This window comes from Pseudomonas sp. FSO-7 (assembly GCF_059579345.1).
Map to the genome: position 1 here is coordinate 4,478,466 of NZ_CM184193.1, position 26,087 is coordinate 4,504,552.

23 protein-coding genes and 5 tRNA genes are annotated in these 26,087 nt (G+C 62.3%); 10 read left to right on the forward strand and 18 right to left on the reverse strand.

Annotation, left to right across the window (positions count from 1 at the left end):
* Window positions 1-709: 709 nt before the first annotated feature.
* The 9 genes from AC515T_RS19480 to uvrB all read right to left on the reverse strand — a co-directional run bounded on the left by AC515T_RS19480 (window position 710) and on the right by uvrB (window position 7,166).
* Entirely contained in the window at window positions 710-1,159 is a 450-nt protein-coding gene (locus AC515T_RS19480) for an acyl-CoA thioesterase (RefSeq protein ID WP_496529653.1), read from the reverse strand.
* Window positions 1,160-1,204: 45 nt separating this feature from the next.
* Window positions 1,205-2,038, reverse strand: coding sequence for an alpha/beta fold hydrolase (locus tag AC515T_RS19485; RefSeq protein WP_496529654.1), 834 nt, complete (start codon window positions 2,036-2,038; stop codon window positions 1,205-1,207).
* Between the two features lie 28 nt (window positions 2,039-2,066).
* Window positions 2,067-2,606, reverse strand: coding sequence for a TetR/AcrR family transcriptional regulator (locus AC515T_RS19490; RefSeq protein ID WP_496529655.1), 540 nt, complete (start codon window positions 2,604-2,606; stop codon window positions 2,067-2,069).
* 181 nt (window positions 2,607-2,787) lie between these two features.
* Window positions 2,788-2,863, reverse strand: a tRNA-Glu gene (locus tag AC515T_RS19495).
* A 75-nt stretch (window positions 2,864-2,938) separates the two neighbouring features.
* Window positions 2,939-3,014: transfer RNA gene (locus AC515T_RS19500), tRNA-Ala, on the reverse strand.
* Window positions 3,015-3,067: 53 nt separating this feature from the next.
* Window positions 3,068-3,143, reverse strand: a tRNA-Glu gene (locus AC515T_RS19505).
* 79 nt (window positions 3,144-3,222) lie between these two features.
* Window positions 3,223-3,298 (reverse strand) — tRNA-Ala (locus AC515T_RS19510).
* A 146-nt stretch (window positions 3,299-3,444) separates the two neighbouring features.
* Window positions 3,445-4,926 (reverse strand): glutamate--tRNA ligase, encoded by a 1,482-nt coding sequence (gene gltX / locus AC515T_RS19515; RefSeq protein ID WP_496529656.1) that lies wholly within the window; start codon window positions 4,924-4,926, stop codon window positions 3,445-3,447.
* A 224-nt stretch (window positions 4,927-5,150) separates the two neighbouring features.
* Window positions 5,151-7,166, reverse strand: coding sequence for an excinuclease ABC subunit UvrB (gene uvrB, locus AC515T_RS19520; RefSeq protein WP_496529657.1), 2,016 nt, complete (start codon window positions 7,164-7,166; stop codon window positions 5,151-5,153).
* A 332-nt stretch (window positions 7,167-7,498) separates the two neighbouring features.
* Between uvrB and AC515T_RS19525 the strand changes: the two genes are divergently transcribed.
* On the forward strand, window positions 7,499-8,695 hold the full coding sequence (locus AC515T_RS19525; RefSeq protein ID WP_496529658.1) for an amino acid aminotransferase: 1,197 nt from the start codon (window positions 7,499-7,501) through the stop codon (window positions 8,693-8,695).
* Between the two features lie 259 nt (window positions 8,696-8,954).
* Here the strand turns inward: AC515T_RS19525 and AC515T_RS19530 are convergent, their stop codons facing one another.
* On the reverse strand, window positions 8,955-9,182 hold the full coding sequence (locus tag AC515T_RS19530; RefSeq protein ID WP_018612405.1) for a hypothetical protein: 228 nt from the start codon (window positions 9,180-9,182) through the stop codon (window positions 8,955-8,957).
* A gap of 235 nt (window positions 9,183-9,417) precedes the next feature.
* On the opposite strand from AC515T_RS19530, the gene AC515T_RS19535 reads away from it, so the two are divergent.
* The 3 genes from AC515T_RS19535 (at window position 9,418) to AC515T_RS19545 (ending at window position 10,207) form a co-directional block, all read left to right on the forward strand.
* Window positions 9,418-9,493, forward strand: a tRNA-Asn gene (locus AC515T_RS19535).
* 247 nt (window positions 9,494-9,740) lie between these two features.
* Window positions 9,741-9,935, forward strand: a complete 195-nt coding sequence (locus AC515T_RS19540; protein WP_003203896.1) for a hypothetical protein — start codon at window positions 9,741-9,743, stop codon at window positions 9,933-9,935.
* Between the two features lie 89 nt (window positions 9,936-10,024).
* Complete coding sequence (locus AC515T_RS19545; RefSeq protein WP_496529659.1) at window positions 10,025-10,207, forward strand: hypothetical protein; 183 nt, start codon at window positions 10,025-10,027, stop codon at window positions 10,205-10,207.
* Here AC515T_RS19545 and AC515T_RS19550 read toward each other — a convergent pair.
* Entirely contained in the window at window positions 10,204-11,265 is a 1,062-nt protein-coding gene (locus tag AC515T_RS19550) for an AI-2E family transporter (RefSeq protein ID WP_496529660.1), read from the reverse strand. The genes AC515T_RS19545 and AC515T_RS19550 overlap by 4 nt on opposite strands.
* Window positions 11,266-11,411: 146 nt before the next feature.
* On the opposite strand from AC515T_RS19550, the gene trhP reads away from it, so the two are divergent.
* Window positions 11,412-12,743 carry a prephenate-dependent tRNA uridine(34) hydroxylase TrhP gene (gene trhP / locus AC515T_RS19555; protein ID WP_496529661.1) on the forward strand — a complete coding sequence of 444 codons (1,332 nt, stop codon included), beginning with the start codon at window positions 11,412-11,414 and terminating at the stop codon, window positions 12,741-12,743.
* Window positions 12,744-13,034: 291 nt separating this feature from the next.
* Here the strand turns inward: trhP and ctpM are convergent, their stop codons facing one another.
* The 6 genes from ctpM to AC515T_RS19585 all read right to left on the reverse strand — a co-directional run bounded on the left by ctpM (window position 13,035) and on the right by AC515T_RS19585 (window position 19,221).
* The gene (gene ctpM, locus AC515T_RS19560; RefSeq protein ID WP_496529662.1) at window positions 13,035-14,831 is read right to left on the reverse strand and encodes a methyl-accepting chemotaxis protein CtpM; all 1,797 of its coding nucleotides are present in this window, start codon (window positions 14,829-14,831) and stop codon (window positions 13,035-13,037) included.
* 108 nt (window positions 14,832-14,939) lie between these two features.
* A complete protein-coding gene (locus AC515T_RS19565; protein WP_496533165.1) occupies window positions 14,940-16,256 on the reverse strand; it encodes a Na+/H+ antiporter family protein in 1,317 nt (438 codons plus the stop codon).
* Window positions 16,257-16,623: 367 nt separating this feature from the next.
* Window positions 16,624-17,937 (reverse strand): sensor histidine kinase, encoded by a 1,314-nt coding sequence (locus AC515T_RS19570; RefSeq protein WP_496529663.1) that lies wholly within the window; start codon window positions 17,935-17,937, stop codon window positions 16,624-16,626.
* A complete protein-coding gene (locus AC515T_RS19575) occupies window positions 17,934-18,602 on the reverse strand; it encodes a response regulator transcription factor (RefSeq protein WP_496529664.1) in 669 nt (222 codons plus the stop codon). The genes AC515T_RS19570 and AC515T_RS19575 overlap by 4 nt, the downstream gene beginning before the upstream one ends.
* Window positions 18,602-18,913: a PepSY domain-containing protein gene (locus AC515T_RS19580; RefSeq protein WP_496529665.1), complete on the reverse strand. Its 312-nt coding sequence runs from the start codon at window positions 18,911-18,913 to the stop codon at window positions 18,602-18,604. The genes AC515T_RS19575 and AC515T_RS19580 overlap by 1 nt, the downstream gene beginning before the upstream one ends.
* Window positions 18,913-19,221: a PepSY domain-containing protein gene (locus tag AC515T_RS19585; RefSeq protein WP_496529666.1), complete on the reverse strand. Its 309-nt coding sequence runs from the start codon at window positions 19,219-19,221 to the stop codon at window positions 18,913-18,915. The genes AC515T_RS19580 and AC515T_RS19585 overlap by 1 nt, the downstream gene beginning before the upstream one ends.
* Window positions 19,222-19,463: 242 nt before the next feature.
* Here AC515T_RS19585 and AC515T_RS19590 point away from each other — a divergent pair, with 242 nt between their 5' ends.
* The 5 genes from AC515T_RS19590 to codA all read left to right on the forward strand — a co-directional run bounded on the left by AC515T_RS19590 (window position 19,464) and on the right by codA (window position 24,859).
* Entirely contained in the window at window positions 19,464-20,543 is a 1,080-nt protein-coding gene (locus AC515T_RS19590) for a patatin-like phospholipase family protein (protein WP_496529667.1), read from the forward strand.
* Window positions 20,544-20,626: 83 nt separating this feature from the next.
* A complete protein-coding gene (gene queD / locus AC515T_RS19595) occupies window positions 20,627-20,983 on the forward strand; it encodes a 6-carboxytetrahydropterin synthase QueD (RefSeq protein ID WP_025212792.1) in 357 nt (118 codons plus the stop codon).
* A gap of 235 nt (window positions 20,984-21,218) precedes the next feature.
* Window positions 21,219-22,049, forward strand: coding sequence for an alpha/beta fold hydrolase (locus AC515T_RS19600; RefSeq protein WP_496529668.1), 831 nt, complete (start codon window positions 21,219-21,221; stop codon window positions 22,047-22,049).
* Between the two features lie 278 nt (window positions 22,050-22,327).
* Window positions 22,328-23,599 (forward strand): cytosine permease, encoded by a 1,272-nt coding sequence (gene codB / locus AC515T_RS19605; RefSeq protein ID WP_487753679.1) that lies wholly within the window; start codon window positions 22,328-22,330, stop codon window positions 23,597-23,599.
* Window positions 23,600-23,611: 12 nt separating this feature from the next.
* Window positions 23,612-24,859, forward strand: coding sequence for a cytosine deaminase (codA, locus tag AC515T_RS19610; RefSeq protein WP_496529669.1), 1,248 nt, complete (start codon window positions 23,612-23,614; stop codon window positions 24,857-24,859).
* A gap of 144 nt (window positions 24,860-25,003) precedes the next feature.
* Here codA and AC515T_RS19615 read toward each other — a convergent pair whose 3' ends face one another.
* Window positions 25,004-26,023: a diaminopimelate epimerase gene (locus tag AC515T_RS19615; RefSeq protein ID WP_496529670.1), complete on the reverse strand. Its 1,020-nt coding sequence runs from the start codon at window positions 26,021-26,023 to the stop codon at window positions 25,004-25,006.
* Window positions 26,024-26,087 lie beyond the last annotated feature (64 nt).

The window sequence follows — 26,087 nt, forward strand, 5'->3', positions numbered from 1 at the left end:
CTCAACGAAAAAACGTGCTGCAGTTTACCGGATTTTGCCCACATTTCCGGCATTCCCCACAAATCCCTGTGGGAGCAGCCTCGCTCCCACAATGGTTCCAGGGCGTTCACGGAATTGGAGTCCGCCACAAATCCCCTGTGGGAGCGAGCTTGCTCGCGAAAGCGGTGGATCAGCTTGCATTGATGTTGAATGGACTGACGCTATCGCGAGCAAGCTCGCTCCCACAATGGTTCCAAGGCGTTCACGGAATTGGAGTCCGCCACAAATCCCCTGTGGGAGCGGGCTTGCTCGCGATAGCGGTGGGTCAGCTTGAATTGATGTTGAATGTGCTGCCGTCATCGCGAGCAGCCTCGCTCCCACAATGGTTCCAGGGCGTTCACGGAATTGGAGTCCGCCACAAATCCCCTGTGGGAGCGAGCTTGCTCGCGAAAGCGGTGGATCAGCTTGCATTGATGTTGAATGGACTGACGCTATCGCGAGCAAGCTCGCTCCCACAATGGTTCCAAGGCGTTCACGGAATTGGAGTCCGCCACAAATCCCCTGTGGGAGCGAGCTTGCTCGCGAAAGCGGTGGATCAGCTTGCATTGATGTTGAATGGACTGACGCTATCGCGAGCAAGCTCGCTCCCACAATGGTTCCAAGGCGCTCACGGAATTGGAGTCCGCCACAAATCCCCTGTGGGAGCGAGCTTGCTCGCGATAGCGGTGGGTCAGTCTATGAAGATGCCAGATGGATTCAGCGCCACGCCATAACCCTCGATGAATTCCGGCGGCATGCGCTTGGGCCGGCCGGTGGACAGTTCGATGCAGACGAAGGTGGTCTGGGCCCGCAGCAACGTGGTGTTGTCGCTGGGACGGACCAGTTGGAAATGCCGGGTCATTTTCAGGCGCTGGTCCCAGTCGACGATCCAGGTCGCCAATTGCAGCTCGTCGCCTTCATAGGCGGCTGCCAGGTAATCGATTTCATGCCGCACCACTGCCATGGCCCGGTCCAGGCGTCGATACTCCACCAGATCCAGGCCCAGGCGTTGGGAATGACGCCAGGCACAGCGCTCGAGCCAGGTGACGTACACCGCATTGTTGGCGTGGCCCAGCCCGTCGATGTCTTCGGCATTGACCTGAAGATCAATGATGAATGGCGTTGCCCGATCCCAGCCCATGCCCCTCTCCCGGTCGAATTTGGATCGGGGCAGTGTACCGGATGCTCAAGCCGATTGCCGCGCTTGCAGGCTGCGACCGGCCAACAGTGATAACACCCCATCAATCACACGAGGATCGGCCAGCACCCGCTGATGCCCGCCCTGTGGCAGTCGCAGCAAACGACTGTCGAACCAGGCCTCATGAATCAACTGCGACTCCTTGACCGAGACCGACATGTCGTCCTCGGCATGGACGATCAACCCCGGCACGTCCAGTTGATAATGCGCTACATCCATCTTCGAGGCCGGCATGCCCACATCGCTTTCCACCTGGCGAATGAATGCCGAACGCGCCTTGGGCGGCAGACCCATCATCCGGGAGAAACCGCGCAGCACCCCAAGAATGCGAGCAGGCGCGGCGATACTGACCAGCGTCTCGGTACGCAACCCCAACTGGACGGCCAACATGGCACTGGCGCCGCCCATGGAATGCCCGATCACGGCCTGCAACGGCGGCAGCTCGGCGGCGGCTTCGAGCATGGCCCTGGCGAACAACAGGACATTCGCCTCGCGACCCGGCGAGCGACCATGGGCCGGACCGTCCAGCGCCACCACCGTGTAACCGGCGTCCACCAGGGCCGTGATCAGCGCCGCGAACTGGGTCGGCCGCCCTTCCCAACCGTGCATCAGCAAGACCGCCGGGCCTTTGCCCCAGCGCAAGGCCGAGAGACCGAAGCGCAAGGTGATACGTTCGGACGAGGCCAGCAACGGCAACTCCCAATCCCGCGGTGGCAGGCTTCGGGGGCGCATGAACAGCGAACGCATCTGCTTCGCCACCAGGCGCGGAGCCACCCAGCCAAGCGTGCCATTGACACTACGAATCCAGCTCAACCTGTCCATCGCTCATCTCCAGGGCTCGCGCCTCAGCTCAACGCACCGCCGACTTGGCAGCGCGCAGCAAACGATCCGATAACTCTCCCGGGCCCAATGCCCTCGCCAAGGCCAGGCCACCGACCATCAAGGCGATGTCGGCCAAAGCCTTGTCGGCGTCCTCCGGGCTGGCCGCCAATTGCGCAACCATCAACTCGATATGCTCATTGAGCACCTCACGAAACGCATCCGGCAGCCGCCCGAGCTCGCCGACCGACGCCGGGATCGGGCAGGCTTGCTCGGTGGAGTCGCGGTGCTTTCGTGACAGATAGAACGCGGCGACCAGGGCGCGTCGCTCTTCGCCTGTCAGCTCGCCGTCCATATCGGCGATCAAGCCGCGACGCCGATTGAGCAATTGCTTGAAGGCCTCCAGCATCAAGGCATCCTTGCTTTCGAAATGGGCGTAAAAACCGCCCACCGTCAGCCCGGCCGCGCCCATCACCTCGCCCACGCTCGGCTCTGCCGGCCCGCGCAGAATCAGCGCATCGCTGGCGGCCTTGAGAATGCGTTCACGGGTTTGTGCCTTTTTATCGCTCATCGTCGCCTCCGAATATTACGACTGAAATATTATCCATGTAATAATTTTCCGCAAGCGGAAATTTTCACCGCTGGTCAGAAGACTTTTTCAAAGGATAAGGGAATTGGCCGAACGCCAGACAAACAAAAGGGCCATTCAAGAATTGAATGACCCTTATAAAATCCCGCAGAGCGGGTAATCGTGGCGTCCCCTAGGGGACTCGAACCCCTGTTACCGCCGTGAAAGGGCGGTGTCCTAGGCCACTAGACGAAGGGGACACAAACCTTCTAACTTGATCAGCGCTGAGAACTGATCGATTCAAGGCCGGTGTGGCCAAACCTTGAACCTGTAATTGGTGGAGCTAGACGGGATCGAACCGTCGACCTCTTGCATGCCATGCAAGCGCTCTCCCAGCTGAGCTATAGCCCCGGATTTTTCGCCTCGCGGCGGAGCGACATCTTGCAACATCGCTTCTGTAAAACTGGCGTCCCCTAGGGGACTCGAACCCCTGTTACCGCCGTGAAAGGGCGGTGTCCTAGGCCACTAGACGAAGGGGACGCAAACCCTTCTATACAACTGATCAACGCTGAGTGTTGATCGCTTCAAGGCCGGTGTGGCCAAGCCTTGAAGTGTAAATTGGTGGAGCTAGACGGGATCGAACCGTCGACCTCTTGCATGCCATGCAAGCGCTCTCCCAGCTGAGCTATAGCCCCTCATCGCTGAGGACGGGGCGAATCTTAAGGGCGTATCGGAGGGCTGTCAAATTTATTTTCAACAAATTTGAAAATTTTTTGCCGGGATAACAATCACTTACCGACAAACCCCGGAAAACCGGGGTATGTCCTGCCTCATTGAGCGCTTACGCGATCGCGCCCAGCAGTTTTTCCCACTCCTTGTTCTCCTTCTTCGACACGCCACCGAGCAGATCGATGGCCTGGCGCAGGCGGAAACGGGTCAGGTCCGGCCCGAGGATTTCCATCGCATCGAGCACCGACACCGAGCTGGCCTGACCGGTAATGGCGGCGAACATCAGCGGCATGGCATCGCGCAATTTCAGCTCCAGGGACTCGACCACGGCCTGGATGGTCGCGGTGATGCTGTCCTTCTCCCACTGACGCAGGCTTTCGAGCTTCCACAGGATCAGTTGCATCAACTGGCGCACCTGGTCGCCGGAGAGCTTCTTGGATTCGAACAACTTCACGTCCGGCGTCACGCCACCGGCAAAGAAGAAGCCGGCCAGCGGGGCGATCTGGCTGAAAGTCTCTACCCTGCCCTGCACGTGGGGAGCGATTTTCATCATGTACTCAGGGTTCAATGCCCACTTCTGCACGCGTGCGGCGAACTCTTCCACCGGCAGGTCCCGCAGCCACTGGCCGTTGAGCCACGACAGTTTCTCGATGTCGAAGATCGGCCCGCCCAGTGAGACCCGCGACAAATCGAAGTGCTCGACCATTTCCTGCAGCGAGAACTTCTCGCGCTCGTCCGGCATCGACCAGCCCATGCGCCCCAGGTAGTTGAGCATCGCCTCGGGCATGAAGCCCATGCGCTCGTAGAACGTCACGGAGGTCGGGTTCTTGCGCTTGGACAGCTTGCTCTTGTCCGGGTTACGCAGCAGCGGCATGTAGCACAGCTGTGGTTGCTCCCAGCCGAAGTATTCGTAGAGCAGGATCAGTTTCGGCGCCGACGGCAACCACTCTTCGCCGCGAAGGACGTGGGTGATGCCCATCAGATGATCGTCGACCACGTTGGCCAGGAAGTACGTCGGCAAGCCGTCGGTCTTCATCAGCACTTGCATGTCCATGCGATCCCACGGGATCTCGACATCGCCACGCAGCATGTCCGGCACCACGCAGACGCCTTCGCTCGGCACCTTCATACGGATCACATGGGGCTCGCCGGCCGCCAGGCGACGGGCGACTTCTTCCTTGGACAGCAGCAGCGCCCGACCATCGTAGCGCGGGGTTTCACCGCGGGCCATTTGCTCGGCACGCATCTGGTCCAGCTCTTCGGCGGTGCAGAAACACGGGAACGCGTGCCCCATGTCCACCAGTTGCTGGCAATACTGCTGGTAGATGTCGCCACGTTCGCTCTGGCGGTACGGACCGTGCGGGCCGCCGACGTCCGGGCCTTCGCTCCAGTCGATCCCCAACCAGCGCAGGGCATCGAAGATCTGCTGTTCGGACTCGCGGGTCGAACGCAACTGGTCGGTGTCCTCGATCCGCAGGATGAACTCGCCGCCATGCTGCTTGGCAAAGCAATAGTTGAACAAAGCGATGTAAGCGGTGCCGACATGGGGATCGCCAGTGGGCGAAGGCGCGATGCGGGTGCGGACGGTGGTCATGGCATGTCTCGGAAAGAATATAAAAGCGAAGATCAAACAGGGGGCGAATGGTAACAGGCGATGGCGGGCGGGCTCCAGTGAGAGCGGGATTTGTGTGGCCAGTCGTCAGACCGAGTCGCGCCCATCGCGAGCAAGCTCGCTCCCACAGGGGTTTTGTGAACGCCGTAGATCCAGTGTGGGAGCGAGCTTGCTCGCGATGGGGCCCTCAAGACCGGCACAAAACCTCAGACAGTCAGCAACCGCTCGCGCAACTTGCCAATCTCATCGCGCAACTGCGCCGCCGCCTCGAACTCCAGGTCCCGGGCCAGTTGGTACATCTTCTCTTCCAGTTGCCGGATGCGCTTGGTGATTTCGCTCGGCGAGCGCAGTTCGGCCTCGTAGCGGGCGCTCTCCTCCGCAGCCTTGGCCATGCCCTTGCGCTTCTTGCTGCGCGAGCCGGGCACGGTGGCGCCTTCCATGATGTCGGCGACGTCCTTGAACACGCCCTTGGGAGTAATGCCGTTGGCCAGGTTGAAGGCGATCTGCTTGTCGCGACGGCGCTCGGTCTCGCCGATGGCCCGCTCCATGGAGCCGGTGATGCGGTCGGCATACAGAATCGCCCGGCCGTTGAGGTTACGCGCCGCGCGACCGATGGTCTGGATCAACGAGCGCTCGGAACGCAGGAAACCTTCCTTGTCGGCGTCGAGAATCGCCACCAGCGACACTTCCGGCATGTCCAGGCCTTCGCGCAGCAGGTTGATGCCCACCAGCACATCGAAGGTGCCCAGGCGCAGGTCGCGGATGATCTCGACCCGCTCCACGGTGTCGATGTCCGAGTGCAGGTAACGCACCCGCACGCCATGATCGGCCAGGTAATCGGTGAGATCTTCGGCCATGCGCTTGGTCAGCGTGGTGACCAGCACCCGCTCCTCCACCGCCACGCGCTTGCTGATTTCCGAGAGCAGGTCATCGACCTGGGTCAACGCCGGACGCACCTCGACTTGCGGGTCCACCAGCCCGGTCGGCCGCACCACTTGCTCGACCACCCGGCCGGCATGTTCGGCTTCGTAGTTGCCGGGGGTGGCCGAGACAAAAATCGTCTGCGGGCTCACGCTTTCCCATTCGTCGAAGCGCATTGGCCGGTTATCCAGCGCCGAGGGCAGGCGAAAACCGTATTCCACCAGGGTTTCCTTGCGCGAACGGTCGCCTTTGTACATGGCACCGACCTGGGGCACGCTGACGTGGGATTCGTCGATCACCAGCAAGGCATCAGCCGGCAAATAGTCATACAAGGTCGGCGGCGGCGCACCCGCCGGGCGACCCGACAGGTAGCGCGAGTAGTTTTCGATGCCGTTGCAGTAACCCAGCTCCAGGATCATCTCCAGGTCGAAGCGGGTCCGTTGCTCCAGGCGCTGGGCTTCCACCAGCTTGTTGTTCGAACGCAGGTACTCCAGGCGCTCCTGCAACTCGACCTTGATCCCTTCGATGGCATCCAGCAGGGTTTCCCGGGGCGTCACGTAGTGGCTCTTGGGGTAGAAGGTGAAGCGTGGCAACTTGCGGATCACTTCGCCGGTCAGCGGGTCAAACGCCGAAATGCTCTCCACTTCATCGTCGAACAGCTCGATGCGGATCGCTTCCAGGTCCGATTCCGCCGGGTAGATATCGATCACATCGCCGCGCACCCGGAACGTCGCCCGGGCGAAGTCCATGTCGTTGCGGGTGTACTGCAAGTCCGCCAGGCGACGCAGCAAGGCGCGCTGGTCGAGTTTGTCGCCGCGGTCCACGTGCAGCACCATCTTCAGGTAGGTTTCCGGGCTGCCCAAGCCGTAGATGCACGACACCGTGGTGACAATGATCGCGTCCTTGCGCTCGAGCAATGCCTTGGTCGCCGACAATCGCATCTGTTCGATGTGGTCGTTGATCGAGGCGTCCTTCTCGATGAAGGTGTCCGACGACGGCACGTAGGCCTCGGGCTGGTAATAGTCGTAGTAGGAAACGAAGTACTCCACGGCGTTGTTCGGGAAAAACGCCTTGAACTCCCCGTACAGCTGCGCCGCCAGGGTCTTGTTCGGCGCCAGTACCAGGGTCGGGCGCTGAATCTGGGCGATCACGTTGGCAATGCTGAAGGTCTTGCCCGAGCCGGTCACACCGAGCAACGTCTGGTGCGCCAGCCCGGCCTCGATGCCTTCGACCATCAGGCGGATGGCTTCCGGCTGATCGCCGGCGGGCTGGAAGCGGGTGACTAGCTGGAATTCAGACATGACATAACCTCTGGATTCACCCCCGTCGGCCAGCCGACAGGAACGAGAAAGACCGAAACGACTGATGTCGCCCGAGGAAAAAGCTGGGATGCACACAATGTGGAGGTGAATGCCTTCGCTTTCAAGACGAACGTCCTACACGCCTTGAAGACTTTGACGCCGCGAGAGGACTAACGGTCGAAAAAAATCGTAAAAACTTAGCGTAAAAACCGAATCGCCTGTCGCCGTGCCGGATGATGGCCTCTATACTAGCTCCCCGTTTGTGCACCGCTCTAGTGCATTCGGCTGGAGCGTCACACGTCCCCTCACTCTCCATTCAGAGCCGCGCACTAATGAGCCTGTTTTCCGCTGTCGAATTGGCACCCCGCGATCCCATCCTGGGCCTCAACGAAGCTTTCAACGCCGACACCCGTACCAATAAGGTCAACCTGGGTGTAGGTGTTTACTGCAACGAGGAGGGGCGCATTCCACTCCTGCGCGCCGTTGTCGAAGCCGAGACGGCTCGCGTGGCTCAGCACGTTTCCCGTGGTTACCTGCCGATCGACGGTATCGCCGCCTACGACCAGGCTGTGCAGACCTTGTTGTTTGGCAAGGATTCGCCGCTGATCGCCTCCGGTCGCGTCATCACCACCCAGGCTGTGGGCGGCACTGGCGCACTGAAGATCGGTGCCGACTTCCTCAAGCAACTGTTGCCCGACGCAGTCGTCGCCATCAGCGACCCAAGCTGGGAAAACCACCGTGCCCTGTTCGAAACCGCCGGCTTCCCGGTGCAGAACTACCGCTACTACGATGCCGCCACCCACGACGTGAACCGCAGCGGCCTGCTGGAAGACCTCAACGCCCTGCCCGACCGCTCGATCGTTGTGCTGCACGCCTGCTGCCACAACCCGACCGGCGTGGACCTGAGCCCGGAAGACTGGAAAAACGTACTGGCCGTGGTCAAGGCCAAGAACCACGTACCGTTCCTGGACATGGCCTACCAGGGCTTTGGCGAAGGTATCGACGAAGACGCGGCGGCCGTGCGCCTGTTCGCCGAGTCGGGCCTGACCTTCTTTGCCTCCAGCTCGTTCTCCAAGTCGTTCTCGCTGTACGGCGAGCGCGTCGGCGCCCTGTCGATCGTCAGCGAATCGAAAGAAGAAAGTGCCCGCGTGCTGTCCCAGGTCAAGCGCGTGATCCGCACCAACTATTCCAACCCGCCGACCCACGGCGCCAGCATCGTCGCCGCCGTGCTCAACAGCCCGGAGCTGCGGGCGCAGTGGGAAGCCGAACTGGCCGAGATGCGCCTGCGGATTCGCGGCATGCGCGACCAGATGGTCGACATGCTGGCCAAGGCCGCCCCGCAGCACGACTTCAGCTTCGTCGCGCGCCAGAGCGGGATGTTCTCCTACTCCGGCCTGACCGTTGAACAAGTGACGCGCCTGCGCAACGAGTTCGGCATCTATGCCCTGGACACCGGCCGCATCTGCGTGGCCGCGCTGAACCAGAACAACATCGATGCGGTGACCAAGGCCATCGTTCAGGTGATCTGAAGCCCAGCGACATGAAAAACGGGAAGCCAAGGCTTCCCGTTTTTTTTTGAAGTGTCCCCGCAAGAACAGGTGCACCCTGAACCTGTGGCGAGGGAGCTTGCTCCCGCTGGGCTGCGCAGCAGCCCTAAAGCCAGCCACCTCGGTACTTCAGGTTGATTAGCCCAGCATTTTTTGGGGCTGCTTCGCAGCCCAGCGGGAGCAAGCTCCCTCGCCACAAAAGCAAGACCACAAAGCACCCGGCACGACACTTTCGGCGAGGCTAAAGCTCCGTCGCCCGCTGGCTCGCCGCATCGTCATAGATGACATACAACGACTCGGCCACCTGACTTTTGATCGCCTTGGTGCTTTCCAGCCCCAAGACAAAACCTTCGGCCTTGCCGCCGGCGCGGTTCAGCTCCTCGGCGGTGCTGGCCTGGGTGATGGCGTCGTATAGTTTCTCGGCGTGAGGCCCCACGCCCTTGGGTAAACTGATCTGGGCGGTGCTCACAGGCACACCTCGGCGCAACAGGCTGTGTGAAGCGGTAACAGGTGGTTCATGGCACGTACCTCAATGTCGGCGAATGGCCGGCAGCGCGTCCTGCCACTTCCGGGCAACCATGGTAGCCCTCTCCCGCCCTTGCGGTAACTGCCAATCGCGGATTGACCGTCAATGGGCATCAGGAATGCGCCGTCCGCCAATAGACGCTTGACTTCTCTTTTCCAATCAGTAACATACGCGCCATTCCGCGATAGCTCAGTTGGTAGAGCAAGTGACTGTTAATCACTGGGTCCCTGGTTCGAGTCCAGGTCGTGGAGCCAGACAGCAATACAAAAAAGCCCCTGAATCGAAAGATCCAGGGGCTTTTTTTGTGGGCAAAAAACAGGTGGATGGCCATATAAGCCTGGCCGATGTCGCTACCGGAACAATAATCCGGCGTCAAAAAGGCAATATGGTCCGGATCCTGCTTTCTTTTTCCGAAACCCAAGCTGTCACGTGAGCGTCATGACAGGGCCGCACACTGGCACTGTCCGCCAACAACAGCTTCATAACAACAAGGACGAAGGTATGCCTACACAAAACCCCCATCGCATTGTCGGCCTGTGCACCTCCAGCAAGGTGTACAACGTACTGACCGAACTCAAGCAGCTGGAAGGCCATCGCAGCGCCAAGTTCCTTTCCCTGCTGGCGGAAAACCTGGTGCGCAAGGGCCTGCTCAACGAGCAGGAAGTGGTGCACATGCTCGATCTGGTCGTCGATTGAGCGGCATCGATTCCCACTATTGAGCCGGTTGATTTTCCGTCCTTCCTCCTGAGCCGTAAGGTAACCCCATCGATTGATGGAGGTTTCCCATGCCCAAGGTTCAAATCATGTCTGTCATCGGCAGCGCCGTCCCCGCCCCACTCCGGGAGCGCGGGTTGCTGGCCTGCTGGTATCTGGTGCAGGACGGCGTGACCATCAGCGGCCCGCTGACTTCACTGCCCGCCGCCCAGGCGCTGTCGCAACGCATCGGGCCTTACCTGTTGAGTGCCTAGGGCAACTGCACACGCGGCGTGCTTTCGACGAACAAGGCCCAACAGGACATGAACAGCGCGGCGATCAGCGGCCCGATCACGAAGCCGTTCAGCCCGAACACCGCCAGCCCGCCCAGTGTCGAGACCAGCACCATGTAGTCGGGCATCTTGGTGTCCTTGCCCACCAGGATCGGCCGCAGGAAATTGTCCACCAGGCCGATCACGAATATCCCGAACAGCGTCAGCACCACGCCCTGCCAGATCGCCCCCGAGAGCAGGAAGTACACCGCCACCGGTGCCCAGACGAGGCCCGCCCCCACCGCCGGCAATAACGACAGGAACGCCATCAGCACCGCCCAGGGCAATACCGTCGGAATCCCCAGGATCCAGAAGATCAGCCCACCCAGCGCACCTTGGCTGATGGCAACCAGCAGGTTGCCTTTCACCGTGGCCCGCACCACCCGATTGAATTTCAACTGCAGGCGACGTTTTTGATGTTCCCCCAAGGGAATGGCCGTGCGCACTTTGCGCACCAGCTCCGCACCGTCGCGCAGAAAGAAGAACAGCAGATAGATCATCACGAAGAAGCTGACCAGGAACTGGAACGTGCCCTGGCCGAAACTGAAGGCCTGCGTGGCGAAGAATTCGCTGCCCTGCATCGCGCTCTTGACGATCTTGTCGCGCAAGCCGTTCAGGTTGCCCAGGCCGAAGCGGTCCAGCAGGTGCTGGAAGTACGGCGGCAAGGCATCCTTGAAGCGGGCCAGGTAATCGGCAATGTCCAGCTCGCCGCTTTCCAGGCTCTTGTACAGCGCCGCGCCTTCCTGGACCAGCAACGTACTGATGATGATCACCGGCAAGATCGCGCTGACCACACAAATGCTCAACGTGACCAGCGAGGTGACATTGCGGTGCCAGCCGAACTTCAACTGCAGGCGGCGCTGCATCGGCGCAAAGACGATGCCCAGGATCACCGCCCAGAACACCGCACCGTAAAACGGCAGCAGAATCCAGATGAAGGCGACCGTGACCAGCACCAGGAGCAACATCTGGGCTTTGTTTTGCAGCAACTTTCGATTCATCAGCTTTCCATGTCCAAAGGCGGGATACACATTAGTCCGCCAGGACTCGCCGGAGTGCCTTCACGTTTGCGTCGTGCATTGATTCAGGTCAATAAGTTCTGGCTGGCCCTGGCGTACCCTCGGCACTTTTGCGACCTGACCCCGCCATGACCTTCGCCGCCCCCGAACTGCTGGCGCCCGCCGGCACCCTGAAAAACATGCGCTATGCCTTCGCCTACGGTGCCGATGCGGTGTACGCCGGCCAACCGCGCTACAGCCTGCGGGTGCGCAACAACGAATTCGACCACGGGAACCTGGCCTTGGGCATTGCCGAGGCCCAGGCCATGGGCAAGCGCTTCTACGTGGTGGTGAACATTGCCCCTCACAACGCCAAGCTGCGGACTTTCCTCAAAGACCTCGAACCGGTGATCGCCATGGCGCCGGACGCGCTGATCATGTCCGACCCGGGGTTGATCATGCTGGTTCGCCGGCATTTTCCACAGATGCCGATTCACCTGTCGGTGCAGGCCAACACGGTGAACTGGGCGAGCGTCGAGTTCTGGCAGCAGCAGGGTCTGAGCCGGATCATCCTGTCCCGGGAACTGTCCCTGGAGGAAATCGCCGAGATCCGCGAGCAGGTGCCGGCCATGGAGCTGGAAGTGTTCGTCCACGGTGCGCTGTGCATGGCTTATTCCGGGCGCTGCTTGCTATCGGGTTATATGAACAAGCGTGATGCCAACCAGGGCAGTTGCACCAATGCCTGCCGCTGGAAGTACTCGGCGCAACCGGCGGTGGAAAACGCCGTGGGCGACATTGTGCAAAGCTATCAGCCCGAACCGACCCTGGGCCTCGGCGCGCCCACCGACCAAGTGTTCTTGCTCCAGGAAGCCAACCGCCCGGAAGCGTCCATGCCGGCCTTCGAGGACGAGCACGGCACCTACATCATGAATGCCAAGGACCTGCGGGCCGTGCAACACGTCGAGCGCCTGGCGCGCATGGGCGTGCATTCGTTGAAGATCGAAGGCCGGACCAAGTCGCACTTCTATTGCGCGCGCACCACCCAGGTGTATCGCCGGGCCATCGATGACGCGGTGGCCGGTCGGGAGTTCGACCGCAGCCTGATGAGCGACCTGGAGTCCCTGGCCCAGCGCGGCTACACCGAAGGTTTTCTGAGGCGCCACGTGCACGACGAATACCAGAATTACCAGAACGGCAGCTCCGTCTCGGAGCGCCAGCAGTTCGTCGGCGAACTGACCGGCGAACGGCGCGAACGCCTGGCCGAAGTGCGGGTGAAGAACCGCTTCGGCCTGGGCGATCACATGGAACTGATGACCCCCAAGGGCAACTTCCACTTCGACCTGCACCAGTTGCAGGACATCAAGGGCCAGGGCATCGACGTGGCACCGGGGGATGGGCATGTGGTGTACGTGCCGATCCCGGATGCGGTGGATTTGCGGTTTGGGTTGTTGATGCGGGATGTGCGGGGGGCGCCCGCCTGAAATCCATTCGTGGCGAGGGAGCTTGCTCCCGCTGGGTTGCGAAGCAGCCCCCATAATCCCTGGTGAAGCAGGACCATTGAGTTGCCTGTTGAATGGGGCCGCTTCGCGGCCCAGCGGGAGCAAGCTCCCTCGCCACAATGGTGTATGACTTGAGTTGGCGGAACGACTTGCCCGGCAGAAACTGCCGAAGGCTGCGATCCTCCGCTTCCGATAGGGCCTGGTAGCCCAGGCGAAAACATCTGGATCGAAAGCGAAAGATCGCAGCCTTCGGCAGCTCCTGCTGCGCCGGGATCAGATCCGGAACTGCCCCACCAGTTGACCCAGGCGCTGTCCCAGGTCGGCCAGGCTGCGGGAGGTCTGGGCGCCGAGTTGGGTTTCGTCGGCGACGCTGTCCACGGCCACGGCGATCTGATGCACGCTGCGGTTGATTTCCTCGGCCACCGCGGTCTGTTCTTCGGCGGCGCTGGCGATCTGGGCGTTCATCGAGTTGATGGTGCCAATCAACTGCGCCATGGTGTCGAGGGAGGCACCCGCCTCGTTGGCCCGTTCCGAGGTGCCATCACCGGCCTCGCTGGAACGGCGCATCGCTTCCACCGCCGCATGGGTGCCGGATTGCAGGCGGTCGATCATGCCCTGGATTTCCTGGGTGCTCTGCTGGGTCCGGCTGGCCAGGGCCCGCACTTCATCGGCCACCACCGCGAACCCACGCCCCGCCTCGCCGGCACGCGCGGCCTCGATGGCGGCGTTGAGGGCCAGCAGGTTGGTCTGCTCGGCGATCGAACGAATTACCCCGAGCACACTGACAATCGAGGCCACGTCCTGCTGCAGGCTGTCCAGGGACACGCCACTGCTGCGAATATCGTTCACCAGCGCATGAATCTGCTGGATGCTGCCGGCCACCACGCGTTTGGCGGACTGGCCTTCTTCGTCGGTCTGCTGGGCCGCGACGGCGGCGCCCTGGGCACTGCGGGCGACTTCCTGGGCGGCCGAGGACATCTCGTTGATCGCCGTGGCGACCTGATCGGTTTCGTGGCGCTGGCGTTCCATGGCCTGCTCGGAGCGCTGGGCCTGCTCGGAAACTTGCGTTACCAGGCCGGTCAGTTGCGACGTCATGTCGGTGATCTGCCGCACCAGGCCGTGGATCTTGTCGACGAAGCGGTTGAACGAACCGGCCAATTGGCCGAGTTCGTCCTGGCTGGTGATGGCCAGGCGACGGGTCAGGTCGCCCTCACCTGCGGCGATGTCGTCGAGATTGTCCTTCATCAGGTGCAGGGGACGCAGGATCGTATTGGCGAGCACCAGGCCCACCACCGCGATCACCAGCAACACCACCGCAGCGATCCCGACGATGCTCAAGATCACGCCTTGCAGGCGATCGTGGACCTTGGCTTCCACCAGCGCCACCTGGGCTTCGATGCCATCCAGATTGACCGAGCTACCGACCGCCAGGTCCCACTTGGGCAGGTATTCGGTGTAGCCGAGCTTGGGCACCAGGTCCTTGCTGCCGGGCAGCGGCGAGCTGTATTCCAGGTAATGCGTCCCGTCCTTGGCGACTTTCACCAGGTCACGGTTGACGTAGACACCGTTCGGGTCGCGGTTGTCCTTGAAACTCTTGCCCACGCCATCAGGGCTGTTGGCCTTGAACAGACGAATGGTCTCGGAATCGTAGCCGAAGAAATAACCGTCCTTGCCATAGGTGATATTCGACAGCAGCTTGATCGCCTGGGCGCGCGCCTCGTTATCGCCAGGCGCGGCAGCATCGTAGAGCGGCTTGATCGCGGTCAGGCCCACCGCCACGTAGTTCTGCAGCGTGGCCTTGGCCTCGCTGAGCAGGCGCTCGCGGGTCTGTTGGACCTCTTTGCTCGCTTGTTCCTTCAAGATGAAAGCCGTGGTCAGGCTGATGATCACGGCGGACAGCAATACCGGCAGTATCGCAAGGGACAGGACTTTAGCCTTCAGGCTCAGGCGCATGCTGTTCACTCTTGTTGGTTTTATGGCGTGGTTAGCTGTATTAACGGCATCGCACGGCAAAACTGTAGGACAAGGTGAACGATCAGTCGGCAGAGTCGCTGAATTCAAGGCCCTCATCGCGAGCAAGCTCGCTCCCACAGGGCCCGGTGGCGTCCACAACACTTGTGTCCACACCGATCCCTGTGGGAGCGAGCTTGCTCGCGATTGAGGCGACTCGGTCTCGGATTACAACACCATCGCCGCCACCCAACCAAACGCCAGCAGCGGCAGGTTGTAGTGGATGAAGGTCGGGACCACGGTGTCCCAGATGTGGTGGTGCTGGCCGTCGATGTTCAGGCCGGAGGTCGGGCCCAGGGTCGAGTCCGAGGCGGGCGAGCCGGCATCGCCCAGGGCGCCGGCGGTGCCGACGATGCAGACGATCGCCAGCGGGCTGAAGCCCAGTTGCAGGCACAGCGGCACGAAAATCGTCGCCAGGATCGGCACCGTGGAAAACGACGAGCCGATGCCCATGGTCACCAGCAGCCCCACCAGCAACATCATCAGCGCGCCGATGCCCTTGTTGTGGCCGATCCAGGCCGCCGAGGTTTCCACCAGGCTCTGGACTTCACCGGTGGCCTTCATCACTTCGGCGAACCCTGAGGCGGCGATCATGATGAAGCCGATCATCGCCATCATTTTCATGCCTTCGGTGAACAGGTCGTCGGTCTCGCGCCAGCGCACCACCCCCGACAGCGAGAAAATCAGGAAACCGGCCAGGGCGCCGATGATCATCGAGTCCACCAACAGCTGGATCGCGAACGCCGCCGCCACCGCAACCCCGGCCACCATCAGGCTCAGCGGGTTGTAGCGCACCGCCACTTGCTCGACCCGAGCGATTTTCTTCAGGTCGTAGACACGTTTCTTGCGGTAGGAGAACAACGACAACAGCAAGCCGAACACCATGCCCAGCGCCGGAATGCCCATGGCATGGGTGACGTTGATGCCGCTGACGTCCACGCCGCTGCGGGCGATGTTGGCCAGCAGGATTTCATTGAGGAAGATGTTGCCGAAGCCTACCGGCAGAAACATGTAGGGGGTGATCAGGCCGAAGGTCATGACGCAGGCGATCAAGCGACGGTCCAACTGCAGCTTGGTCAGTACGTAGAGCAGCGGCGGTACCAGCAGCGGGATGAAGGCGATGTGGATCGGCAGGATGTTTTGGGAAGCGACCGCGACCGTCCCCAGCAAACCGATCAGCACCCACTTGACGCCCGTGCCGCCGGCGGCGTCCTGGCGATCCACCAGGGCCAGGGCTTTGTCCGCCAGGGCGTGGGCCATGCCGGACTTGGCAATCGCCACGGCGAAGGCACCGAGCAAGGCGTAGGACAACGCCACCGTCGCACCGCCACCCAGGCCGGCATTGAACGCCTTGAGCGTCGCGTCGATCCCCAGGCCGCCCGTCAGGCCACCCACCAACGCGCCGATAATCAGCGCGATCACCACATGCACGCGGGACAGGCTGAGCACCAGCATGACGCCAACCGCGGCAATTACTGCATTTATCATCGTTACCTCAAAGCACAGCGATGGAAAGCCACCGGACAAAAAGGTCGCGACTTTGCAGCAAGCGGCGGCAAGCTGCAAGGGCCATAGGGCGGCTTTTCAATGACTTGCAATGTCTATGTCCACCACACCCTGTGGGAGCGAGCTTATTCGCGATAGCAATCTATCAGTTGACGCCGATGTGACTGGAATGACGCCATCGCGAGCAAGCTCGCTCCCACAGGGGATTGGGGTGAGTCCGATACCTTGAGCCAGATAAAAACAATGTGGGAGCGGGCTTGCTCGCGAATGCGGCGTGTCAGCCATGAATTTTTCATTGACCCACCGCATTCGCGAGCAAACCCGCTCCCACAAGGGTGGTGCGATATCAGCGTCGGGGCAACTCGATCACCACCTTCAAACCACCCCATTCACTGTCGTCCAACGCCAGCAGCCCGCCCCAGGTGTCGACGATGTCCCGCACGATACCCAGGCCCAGGCCGTGTCCATCGGTCTGTTCATCCAGCCGCGTACCCCGACTGAACACCTGCTCGCGACGGTCCGCCGGAATGCCCGGGCCGTCGTCCTCCACGGCCAGGCTGAAACCCTCGGCTGTTTCAGTCATGGTCAGGCGCACCTCGGCATCGGCCCATTTGCAGGCGTTGTCCAGCAGGTTGCCCAGCAGTTCCAGCAAGTCTTCACGGTCCCAGGGCAGGTGCAGGCCTGGCGGGGCGACGTAGCTCAGGTGCAGGTGTTCGCCGTGAATCATGTTCAGCGTGGCCAGCAACCCTGGCAGTTCGGCGTCGCAGTCCAGGTGCGCACCGGGCAAGGCATCGCCGGACAGGCGGGCGCGGTTGAGTTCGCGGTTCAGGCGCTGGCGGACCTGCTCCAGTTGATCGAGCAACAGTTTGCGCAGCTCAGGGTACGGGTCGAGCTTCTCGTTCGACGCCAGGCTTTGCAGCACCGCCAGCGGGGTTTTCAAGGCATGGCCGAGGTTGCCCAGGGCGTTGCGCGAACGCTTGAGACTGTCTTCGGTGTGAGCCAACAGATGGTTGATCTGCGTCACCAGCGGTTCCAGCTCCCGTGGCACCTGTTCGTCGAGCTGCGAACGCTGGCCACGCTGCAACTGGGCAATCTGCTCCCGGGCCCGGTCCAGCGGACGCAAGGCACGACGCACGGTAATGCGTTGCAGCAACAGAATCAGCAACAGCCCCGCCAACCCGAGCCCGAGGCCGATCTGTTGCATCCGGCGGAAGCTGTCACGCACCGGCGTGTAGTCCTGGGCCACGCTGATGGAAATCGCCTGGCCCAGCCGCCGATAGTCGGTGCGCAGCACCAGCAGCTTCTGACCCTCGGGCCCCAGTTGCAGGTTGCTGTGCAGACCCGGGTGATCGAGCCGGGGCAATTCCTGGTCCCACAGGGAACGGGAGCGCCAGTGCACGTCGGCAAAATCGATGCGGAAATAATGCCCGGAAAACGGCCGCTGATAGGCCGGCGACAGGCGGCGCTCATCCAATTGCAAGCCCTGCGGGCCGCGCACCAGGGCCACTAGCAGGTTCTCGCTGTCGTTACGCAGCCCGGCTTCCAGGTAACGCTGCAGGCCCAGCTCGAACAGCCACAGACTGGTTTGCGCCAGAATCAGGCCGACCACCACCATCACACCGATCAGGCCCAGGCTCAGGCGCCGCTGGATCGATCTCACTGCGCCTGCCCGCCGAACAGGTAGCCCTGGCCGCGACGGGTTTCGATCACGCTGCGTCCCAACTTGCGCCGCAGGTGATTGACATGGACTTCCAGCACGTTGGAGTCGCGCTCGGTCTCACCGTCGTACAGGTGTTCAGCGAGATGGCTCTTGGACAGGATCTGCTCGGGATGCAGCATGAAATAGCGCAACAGGCGAAATTCGGCGGCCGTGAGCTGGATGTCGGTGCCGTCGCGGACCACGCATTGCCGCCCTTCATCCAAGTGCAGCCCGGCCGCCTTGAGCGTCGGCTGGTTGACCTGGCCATGGGAACGGCGCAGCAGCGCCTGAATCCGCAGGTGCAGTTCTTCGGGGTGAAAAGGTTTGGTCAGGTAATCGTCAGCCCCGGCCTTGAGGCCTTCGATACGTTCGGCCCAGGACCCGCGGGCGGTGAGGATCAGCACCGGCGTGGCCAGGCCGCCGGCGCGCCATTGGGCCAGCACGTCGAGCCCCGGCACGCCCGGCAGGCCGAGGTCGAGAATGATCAGGTCGTAGGGCTCGCTGCTGCCCTGGTACACCGCGTCGCGACCATCGGCCAGCCAATCGACGGCGTAGCCCTGGCGTGCAAGCCCGGCCATCAGTTCGTCGGCCAGGGGCACGTGATCTTCCACCAGAAGCAGGCGCATCAGTCTTCCTTATCTTTGAGTAAGCGGCCGGTCGCGGCCTCCAGGTCCAGTTCGCGCACGACGCCGTCGGTATCCAGCAGCTCGACCTCATAAATATAGACGCCGTGTTTCTCCTCCAACTCGGCTTCCAGCAACTTGGCGCCGGGGTGCAGGCCCAGCGCTTTTTGCAGCAGTTGTTCGAGCGGCAGGATCACACCCTGCTGGCGCAGTTGCAGGGCCTCGTCCTGATCCAGGTCCCGGGCCATGGCCAGCGAACAAAACGCCAGCAGCGCCAACGCCCATCGGCTGCGGGCGCATAAATTAAGCTTCATTACAGATCCTGATGATTCTTGAGTACCTCGCCATTGGTGGCGTCCAATTCCAGGTCCCACTCAATGCCCTTCTTATCGCGCAGGTCCACCTGATAAATGTACTTGCCGTACTCCTCCTCCAACTCGGTCTCGGTCAAGGTGGCGCCAGGGTGTTTGGCCAGGGCGGCGGCGTCGAGTTTTTCAAAGGACAGGATGGTACCAGCGTCTAGCAGTGTACGGGTTTCGTCGTTGTTGAGGTCTCGTGCGTGAGCCAGGCTCGTACCGAGGGCCATGAGGGTCGCGATGAAGAAGGCAGTCAGGCGGTTCACGGGTTGTCTCCTTTTTATAATCTTTCACCGGGGGGACTGTATCGGGATGAACTTAACTGAAACTGAATCGCCATCATGGAACCCACATCAATGTGGGAGCGAGCTTGCTCGCGATAGCGCCAGCTCAGTCACATCAATATCAACTGACAGACCGCCATCGTCGGAACGCCGCCCGGAACAAGCTCGCTCCCACAAGGTTTTGTGTCGCTATAATTGTCCGCTTGTTTGCATTCGAGACCGGTATGACCGCCATCCACATCAAGTTCCCCGCCCTCACCCTCAAGGCCGGCCCCCGTGCGTTCGGGCGGATTCGCCAAGCCGGCTTGAACGCCGCCGACGTCGGCATCCTGCCGGGTGCCGCCGGTGGCCCCAAGGCCCTGGGCATCCAAGGGCTGGACCTGGCGCTGTTCGGCGAATGGCTGCCCGCCGCGCCCCGGGAGCGCTCGCTGATCGGGGCCTCGGTGGGGGCCTGGCGCTTCGCCAGCGCCTGCCTGCCGGACGCCGCCGAGGGGATCCGGCGCCTGGGCACCTTGTACAACGAACAAAGCTTCGCCAAAGGCGTGACCATGGCTGGCGTCAGCCAGAGCTCGCAACGCATGCTCGATGACTTGCTCGACGGCCGCGACGCTTCGATCCTCGATAACCCGCGATACCGGCTCAACATCATGGTGGTCAAGAGCCACGGCCTGCTCGCCCAGGATCATCGCGGCCGGCTGGGCCTGGGATTGTCGTCGGTGATCGCCGACAACCTGCGGGGTCGTGCGCGGCTGTCGCGGCATTTCGAACGGTTGATCATCCATGACCCGCGCCTGGCCCCGCCCCTGCATCCGCTGAATGACTTCCCGTCGCGCTTCGTGCCCTTGGCGGCCGGCAACCTGCGCCAGGCCCTGCTGGCCTCGGGCTCGATCCCGATGGTCATGGAAGGCGTGCGCGACCTGCCGGGCGCCGGTGCCGGCACCTTCCGCGACGGCGGTCTGCTGGACTACCACCTCGACCTGCCGTACAGCGGCGAGGACATCGTGCTCTATCCGCATTTCACCGACCGGGTCATTCCCGGCTGGTTCGACAAAGGCCTGCCGTGGCGCCGAGGCAACGTCGACCGCCTGCAGGACGTGCTGTTGCTGGCACCGTCCCGGGAATACCTGGCGCGCCTGCCCTACGGCAAGCTGCCGGACCGCAACGATTTCAAGCGCTTCATGGGCGATGACCCGAGTCGTCGCAAATACTGGCGCACGGCGATGGACGAGAGCCGCCGGCTCGGTGACGAGTTCCTGGAGCTGACGGCCAACGGTGGCTTGGGCGAGCGTTTGCTGACCCTTTAGTCAGCACGGTCGCGCAACGCCGTTATCAAACTGATAAACTCCGCCGCCTGCCTCGCGACCGCTACCTTAAAGAGCCCGAACCTGTGGAAATCTTCAAAGAATTTACCTTCGAATCCGCCCACCGCCTGCCCCACGTGCCGGAAGGCCACAAGTGCGGGCGCCTTCATGGCCACTCGTTCAAGGTGGCGATCCACCTGAGCGGCGATATCGATCCGCACACCGGCTGGATTCGCGACTTCTCCGAGATCAAGGCGATCTTCAAGCCCCTCTACGAACGCCTGGACCACAATTACCTCAACGACATCCCTGGCCTGGAAAACCCGACCAGCGAAGTGTTGGCCAAGTGGATCTGGAATGAGTTGAAACCGTTGCTGCCGGAGCTCAGTGCCATTCGCATCCACGAGACTTGCACCAGCGGTTGCATTTACCACGGCGAATAATCACTCCCCTTGCGGCAAGTGAGCTTCCTGTGGCGAGGGAGCTTGCTCCCGCTGGGCTGCGAAGCAGCCCCCTCCAAAAGGTGACTCAATCCACCTGAAACACCGCGCCGCCAGGTTTCAGGGCCGCTTCGCGCCCCAGCGGGAGCAAGCTCCCTCGCCACAATGGGTGTTTTCCAGTTCCGCCAGCATTGGCCTATGCTTGGTCCCCTGAGCCATTTTCAGGGGAGTATCGCGCATGACCCACTGGCAGTTGGATCAAACATACGACTTCAACGGACACCCCATCCGCTACGCCATCCACGGCGATGGCCCGCCGCTGGTGTTTGTCCACGGCACGCCCTTCTCTTCCTACGTGTGGCACCGGATCGCCCCGCTGTTCTTCGCCACCCACCGGGTGCATTACTTCGACCTGCTGGGGTATGGCCAATCCGCGCAACCCGATGCCGACGTGTCCCTCGGTGTACAAAACCTATTGCTCGCACACTTGCTGGAGCATTGGCGCCTGGATTGCCCGGACGTGGTGGCCCATGACTTTGGCGGCGCCACGGCCTTGCGCACGCACCTGCTCAACGGCAAGGATTACCGCAGCCTGACCCTGATCGATCCCGTGGCGCTGTCGCCCTGGGGTTCGCCCTTTGTACAGCATGTCCGCCAGCATGAAGCGGCCTTCAGCGGCCTGCCCGACTACATCCAGCGGGCGATCGTGCCGACCTACATTCGCGGCGCGATCAAACGGGACATCCCCGACGCGGAACTGGCGCCCTACGTGCAGCCGTGGCTTGGCGAGCCGGGGCAGGCGGCGTTCTACCGGCAGATCGCGCAGATGGACGAGCGTTACACCCGCGAGGTCGAGGGCCTGTACCCGAACGTGCGCTGCCCGACCCAGATACTGTGGGGCGAGGATGACCAGTGGATCCCCATCGAGCGCGGCCGGGCCTTGTGCAAGCTGATTCCTGGGGCGCAGTTCCACCCTGTCCCGAACGCCGGGCATCTGGTCCAGGAAGATGCGCCGGAGGCCGTCGTCGCGGCGGTGTTGCGGTTCTTGCCATTACCCCCTTCCTCCTGAAAAAAACCTATCCCCCTGTGGGAGCGGGCTTGCTCGCGAAAGCGGTGTGTCAGTTACGAATACATCGACTGACACACCGCCATCGCGAGCAAGCTCGCTCCCACAGGGGGCGGATCATGGACAGTGGGATCTGTGTTCCAACTTGAATCACCACCGCACCGCTTTCGCCCCCTTCGCCTACCCAATCCCCAGGATTGTCTATAAATAACCTCGCGATCACTCGCTTGGCACGGCCGCTGCACGCTGGCGATATTCCCCTCATCCGCAAGGACCGCCACATGACTCAGAACGATCCGGGCAACGACTACCCCCTGAGCGAAGTCCCGCTGCACGCCCGCAAGGGCCTGGCCTCCACGGCCATGGTGCTGCTGGGTTTCACCTTCTTCACCGCGACGATGTTTGCCGGTGGCAAGCTGGGCGTGGCGTTCGGTTTTGCCGAGATGCTCACGGTCATCGTTATCGGCAACCTGCTGCTGGGCCTGTATGCCGCCGGCCTGGGTTACATCGCCTTCAAGAGCGGGCTCAATTCGGTGTTGATGGGGCGTTTCTGTTTCGGCGAGGTGGGCAGCAAGCTCAGTGACTTGATCCTGGGGTTCACCCAGATCGGCTGGTACGCCTGGGGCACGGCGACGGCCGCGGTGGTGCTGGGCAAGTACTTCGAATTGGGCCAGGGCACGGTGCTGTGGCTGATGGTGCTGTTCGGCCTGGGGTTCTGTGCCACGGCCTATGTCGGTTATCGCGGGTTGGAAATCCTCTCGTACCTCGCCGTGCCGGCGATGATGTTGCTGTTGATGCTGTCGATGTGGGTGGCGACGGTGAAGGTCGGCGGCTTCGAAGGCTTGCTGGCGGTGGTGCCCACGGGCAGCCTCGATTGGTCCACCGCCATCACGCTGGTGTTTGGCACCTTCGTCAGCGGCGCGACCCAGGCGACCAACTGGACTAGGTTCTCCCGCTCGGCGAAGGTCGCGGTGCTGGCGAGCCTGATCGGCTTCTTCCTGGGCAACGGCCTGATGGTGCTGATCGGCGCCTACGGGGCCATCGTCTATCAACAACCGGACGTGGTCGAAGTGTTGCTGCTGCAGGGCTTCGCCATGGCGGCGATGGCGATGCTGCTGCTCAACATCTGGAGTACCCAGGACAACACCATCTACAACTTCGCCGTGGCCGGTTGCAACCTGCTGCGCACCCGCCGACGCAAGACCGTGACCCTCTGCGGCGCGGTGATCGGCACGTTGCTGGCGCTGCTGGGCATGTACGACATGCTGGTGCCGTACCTGATCCTGCTGGGCACCGTGATCCCACCCATTGGCGGGGTGATCATGGCCGATTTCTTCTTCCGCTGGCGCGGCCGCTATCCACGCCTGGCCGAAGCGCGGTTGCCGGCATTCAACTGGCCCGGGCTGCTGGCCTATGGGCTCGGCACGGTCGCCGCGTTCAATTCGCCGTGGGTCGCGCCACTGGTAGGAATCGCTGCAGGCGCGCTAACGTATGTGCTATTGATCGGCGTAATGGGTATTCGCACCGCTGACGCGCCCCTACAAGACCTATAAAGGATTCGCCCGATGCACATCATCAACGCCCGCCTGCGCAACCGTGAAGGCTTGCATGAACTGCACCTGGAAAACGGCCTGATCGCCAACATCGCCCGTCAGACCGAAGCCCCCAGCCTCGGCCCGGAAGACGTCGACGCGGGCGGCAACCTGGTCGTCCCGCCCTTCGTCGAACCGCACATCCACCTGGACGCCACCCTCACCGCCGGCGAACCGCGCTGGAACATGAGCGGCACGCTGTTCGAAGGCATCGAGTGCTGGGGCGAGCGCAAGGCCACCATCACCCAGGAAGACACCAGCACCCGCGCCAAGAAAACCATCCAGGCCCTCGCCGCCCATGGCATCCAGCATGTGCGCACCCATGTCGACGTGACCGACCCCGAACTCACGGCCCTCAAGGCGATGCTGCAAGTGCGCGAGGAAAGTCGCCACCTGATCGACATGCAGATCGTCGCGTTTCCCCAGGAAGGCATCGAGTCCTACCGCAATGGCCGCGAGCTGATGGAAGAAGCGATCCGCATGGGCGCCGACGTGGTGGGCGGCATTCCCCACTTCGAGTACACCCGCGACCAGGGCGTCAGCTCGGTGAAATTCCTCATGGACCTGGCCGAGCGCACCGGTTGCCTGGTGGATGTGCATTGCGACGAAACCGATGACCCGCACTCGCGCTTCCTGGAAGTACTGGCCGAAGAAGCCCGCAGCCGCGACATGGGCGCGCGGGTCACCGCCAGCCACACCACGGCCATGGGCTCCTACGACAATGCCTACTGCGCCAAGCTGTTTCGGCTGCTCGGGCATTCGGGCATCAGTTTTGTTTCTTGCCCGACCGAAAGCATTCACCTGCAAGGCCGCTTCGACACCTTCCCCAAACGCCGCGGCGTCACCCGGGTCAATGAACTGCTCGAAGCCGGGATGAACGTGTGTTTCGGCCAGGACTCCATCGTCGACCCGTGGTACCCGCTGGGCAACGGCAACATCCTGCGGGTGCTGGAAGCCGGGCTGCACATCTGCCACATGCTCGGCTACCGCAACCTGCAAAGCGCCCTGGACCTGGTCACCGACAACAGCGCCAAGGCCATGAACCTGGGCGAGCGCTACGGGCTGGAACCCGGCCGCCCGGCGAACCTGCTGATCCTGTCGGCGGACAGCGACTACGAAGTGATCCGCAGCCAGGGCTTGCCGCTGTACTCGATTCGCAATGGCGAGGTGTTGATGAAGCGGCAGATGCCGGTGGTGGAGTTTGCGCAGCAGTTGGGGTGATGTCCCCATCCACCTGTGGGAGCGAGCTTGCTCGCGATAGCGGTGGGTCAGTTGCATTGATGTTGGATGCACTGCCGTCATCGCGAGCAGGCTCGCTCCCACAGTGGGTCTGTGTCGTACACGAGTTTTGTGCCCGCTGAAGATCTACTGTGGGAGCGAGCCTGCTCGCGATGGCGTCATTCGCCGCGCCGTACCAAACAACCTGACCCGCGCCAGCTCGCCCGTCTCCTCCTCCAGTAAAATCGGCGCCGTGCCGCCGGGCATCACCACCCTCACCACCCCCGCCGTCACCCAGCCCACCCGCCACGCGGCACTGGCCACCGCGCTGGCGCTGGTGCCCGAGGACGCGGTGGGCCCCTCGCCCCGCTCGAACACCCGGGCAACGATCCGCCCTTCGGTCTCGCGCCAGGCCCATTGCAGATTCACACCCGCCGGACACGGAATGCCGGCCCCAGCGGGCACCGCATAAGCGATGCGGGTCAGGCTTTGCGACAACGCCGAGGCGCGCATTTGCGCGTTGCTCGGAAGCGCCTCGGCAGCCTCCGTCAGGGTCACGCAATGCGGATTGCCGATGTTTACGAACTGACTGTTGCCCCACGCCGGACTCAATGCGTGGAGTGCCGCCACCCGACTGACATCGCGCTGATTGAACACCACGCTCTCCACGCGTTGGGCAGCGACGGCTTGAGGCCCAAACAGCGGTTTGCCCAAGTCCAGCCAGAAGCCCTGCACACCCTCGAACTCGGCGGCTCGCACCGACGTCTGCAGCGGCGACATGCCCTGGCGATTGTCGTGGTGCACCTGCAACAAGCAATCACCCTCGCTGGGCATCAAGCCTCGCTCTTTCAGCGCCTGGGAGAAAATCGTCAAGCCGTTGCCGCTGCGTTCGGCCAGGGTGCCGTCGGTGTTGACGATCAAAACGTCAAAGGGCGGTTCATTCTGGAACGGGCCGACCAACAGGCCGTCGCTGCGATGGGCCTTGGCATCCGGCGGTGCTTCGCCCGGCGCCCAACCGCAGAAGGCATGCACGGCGGCAGTGGTCCAGGACTCGCGCCTCTGTGCCGCGAGGGCGGCTGACGGCGGCAGATCAATACCATGGTCACGCACCTGTCGCGGGGAGACGACGCCATAAATATTGCCGCGTGCATCATAAAACTGCGTCATGGACCAGACCCGAAATCAGCCAGCAAGGGCCGGTACTTTATGCTGGCACAGGCTGCGGGAGCAA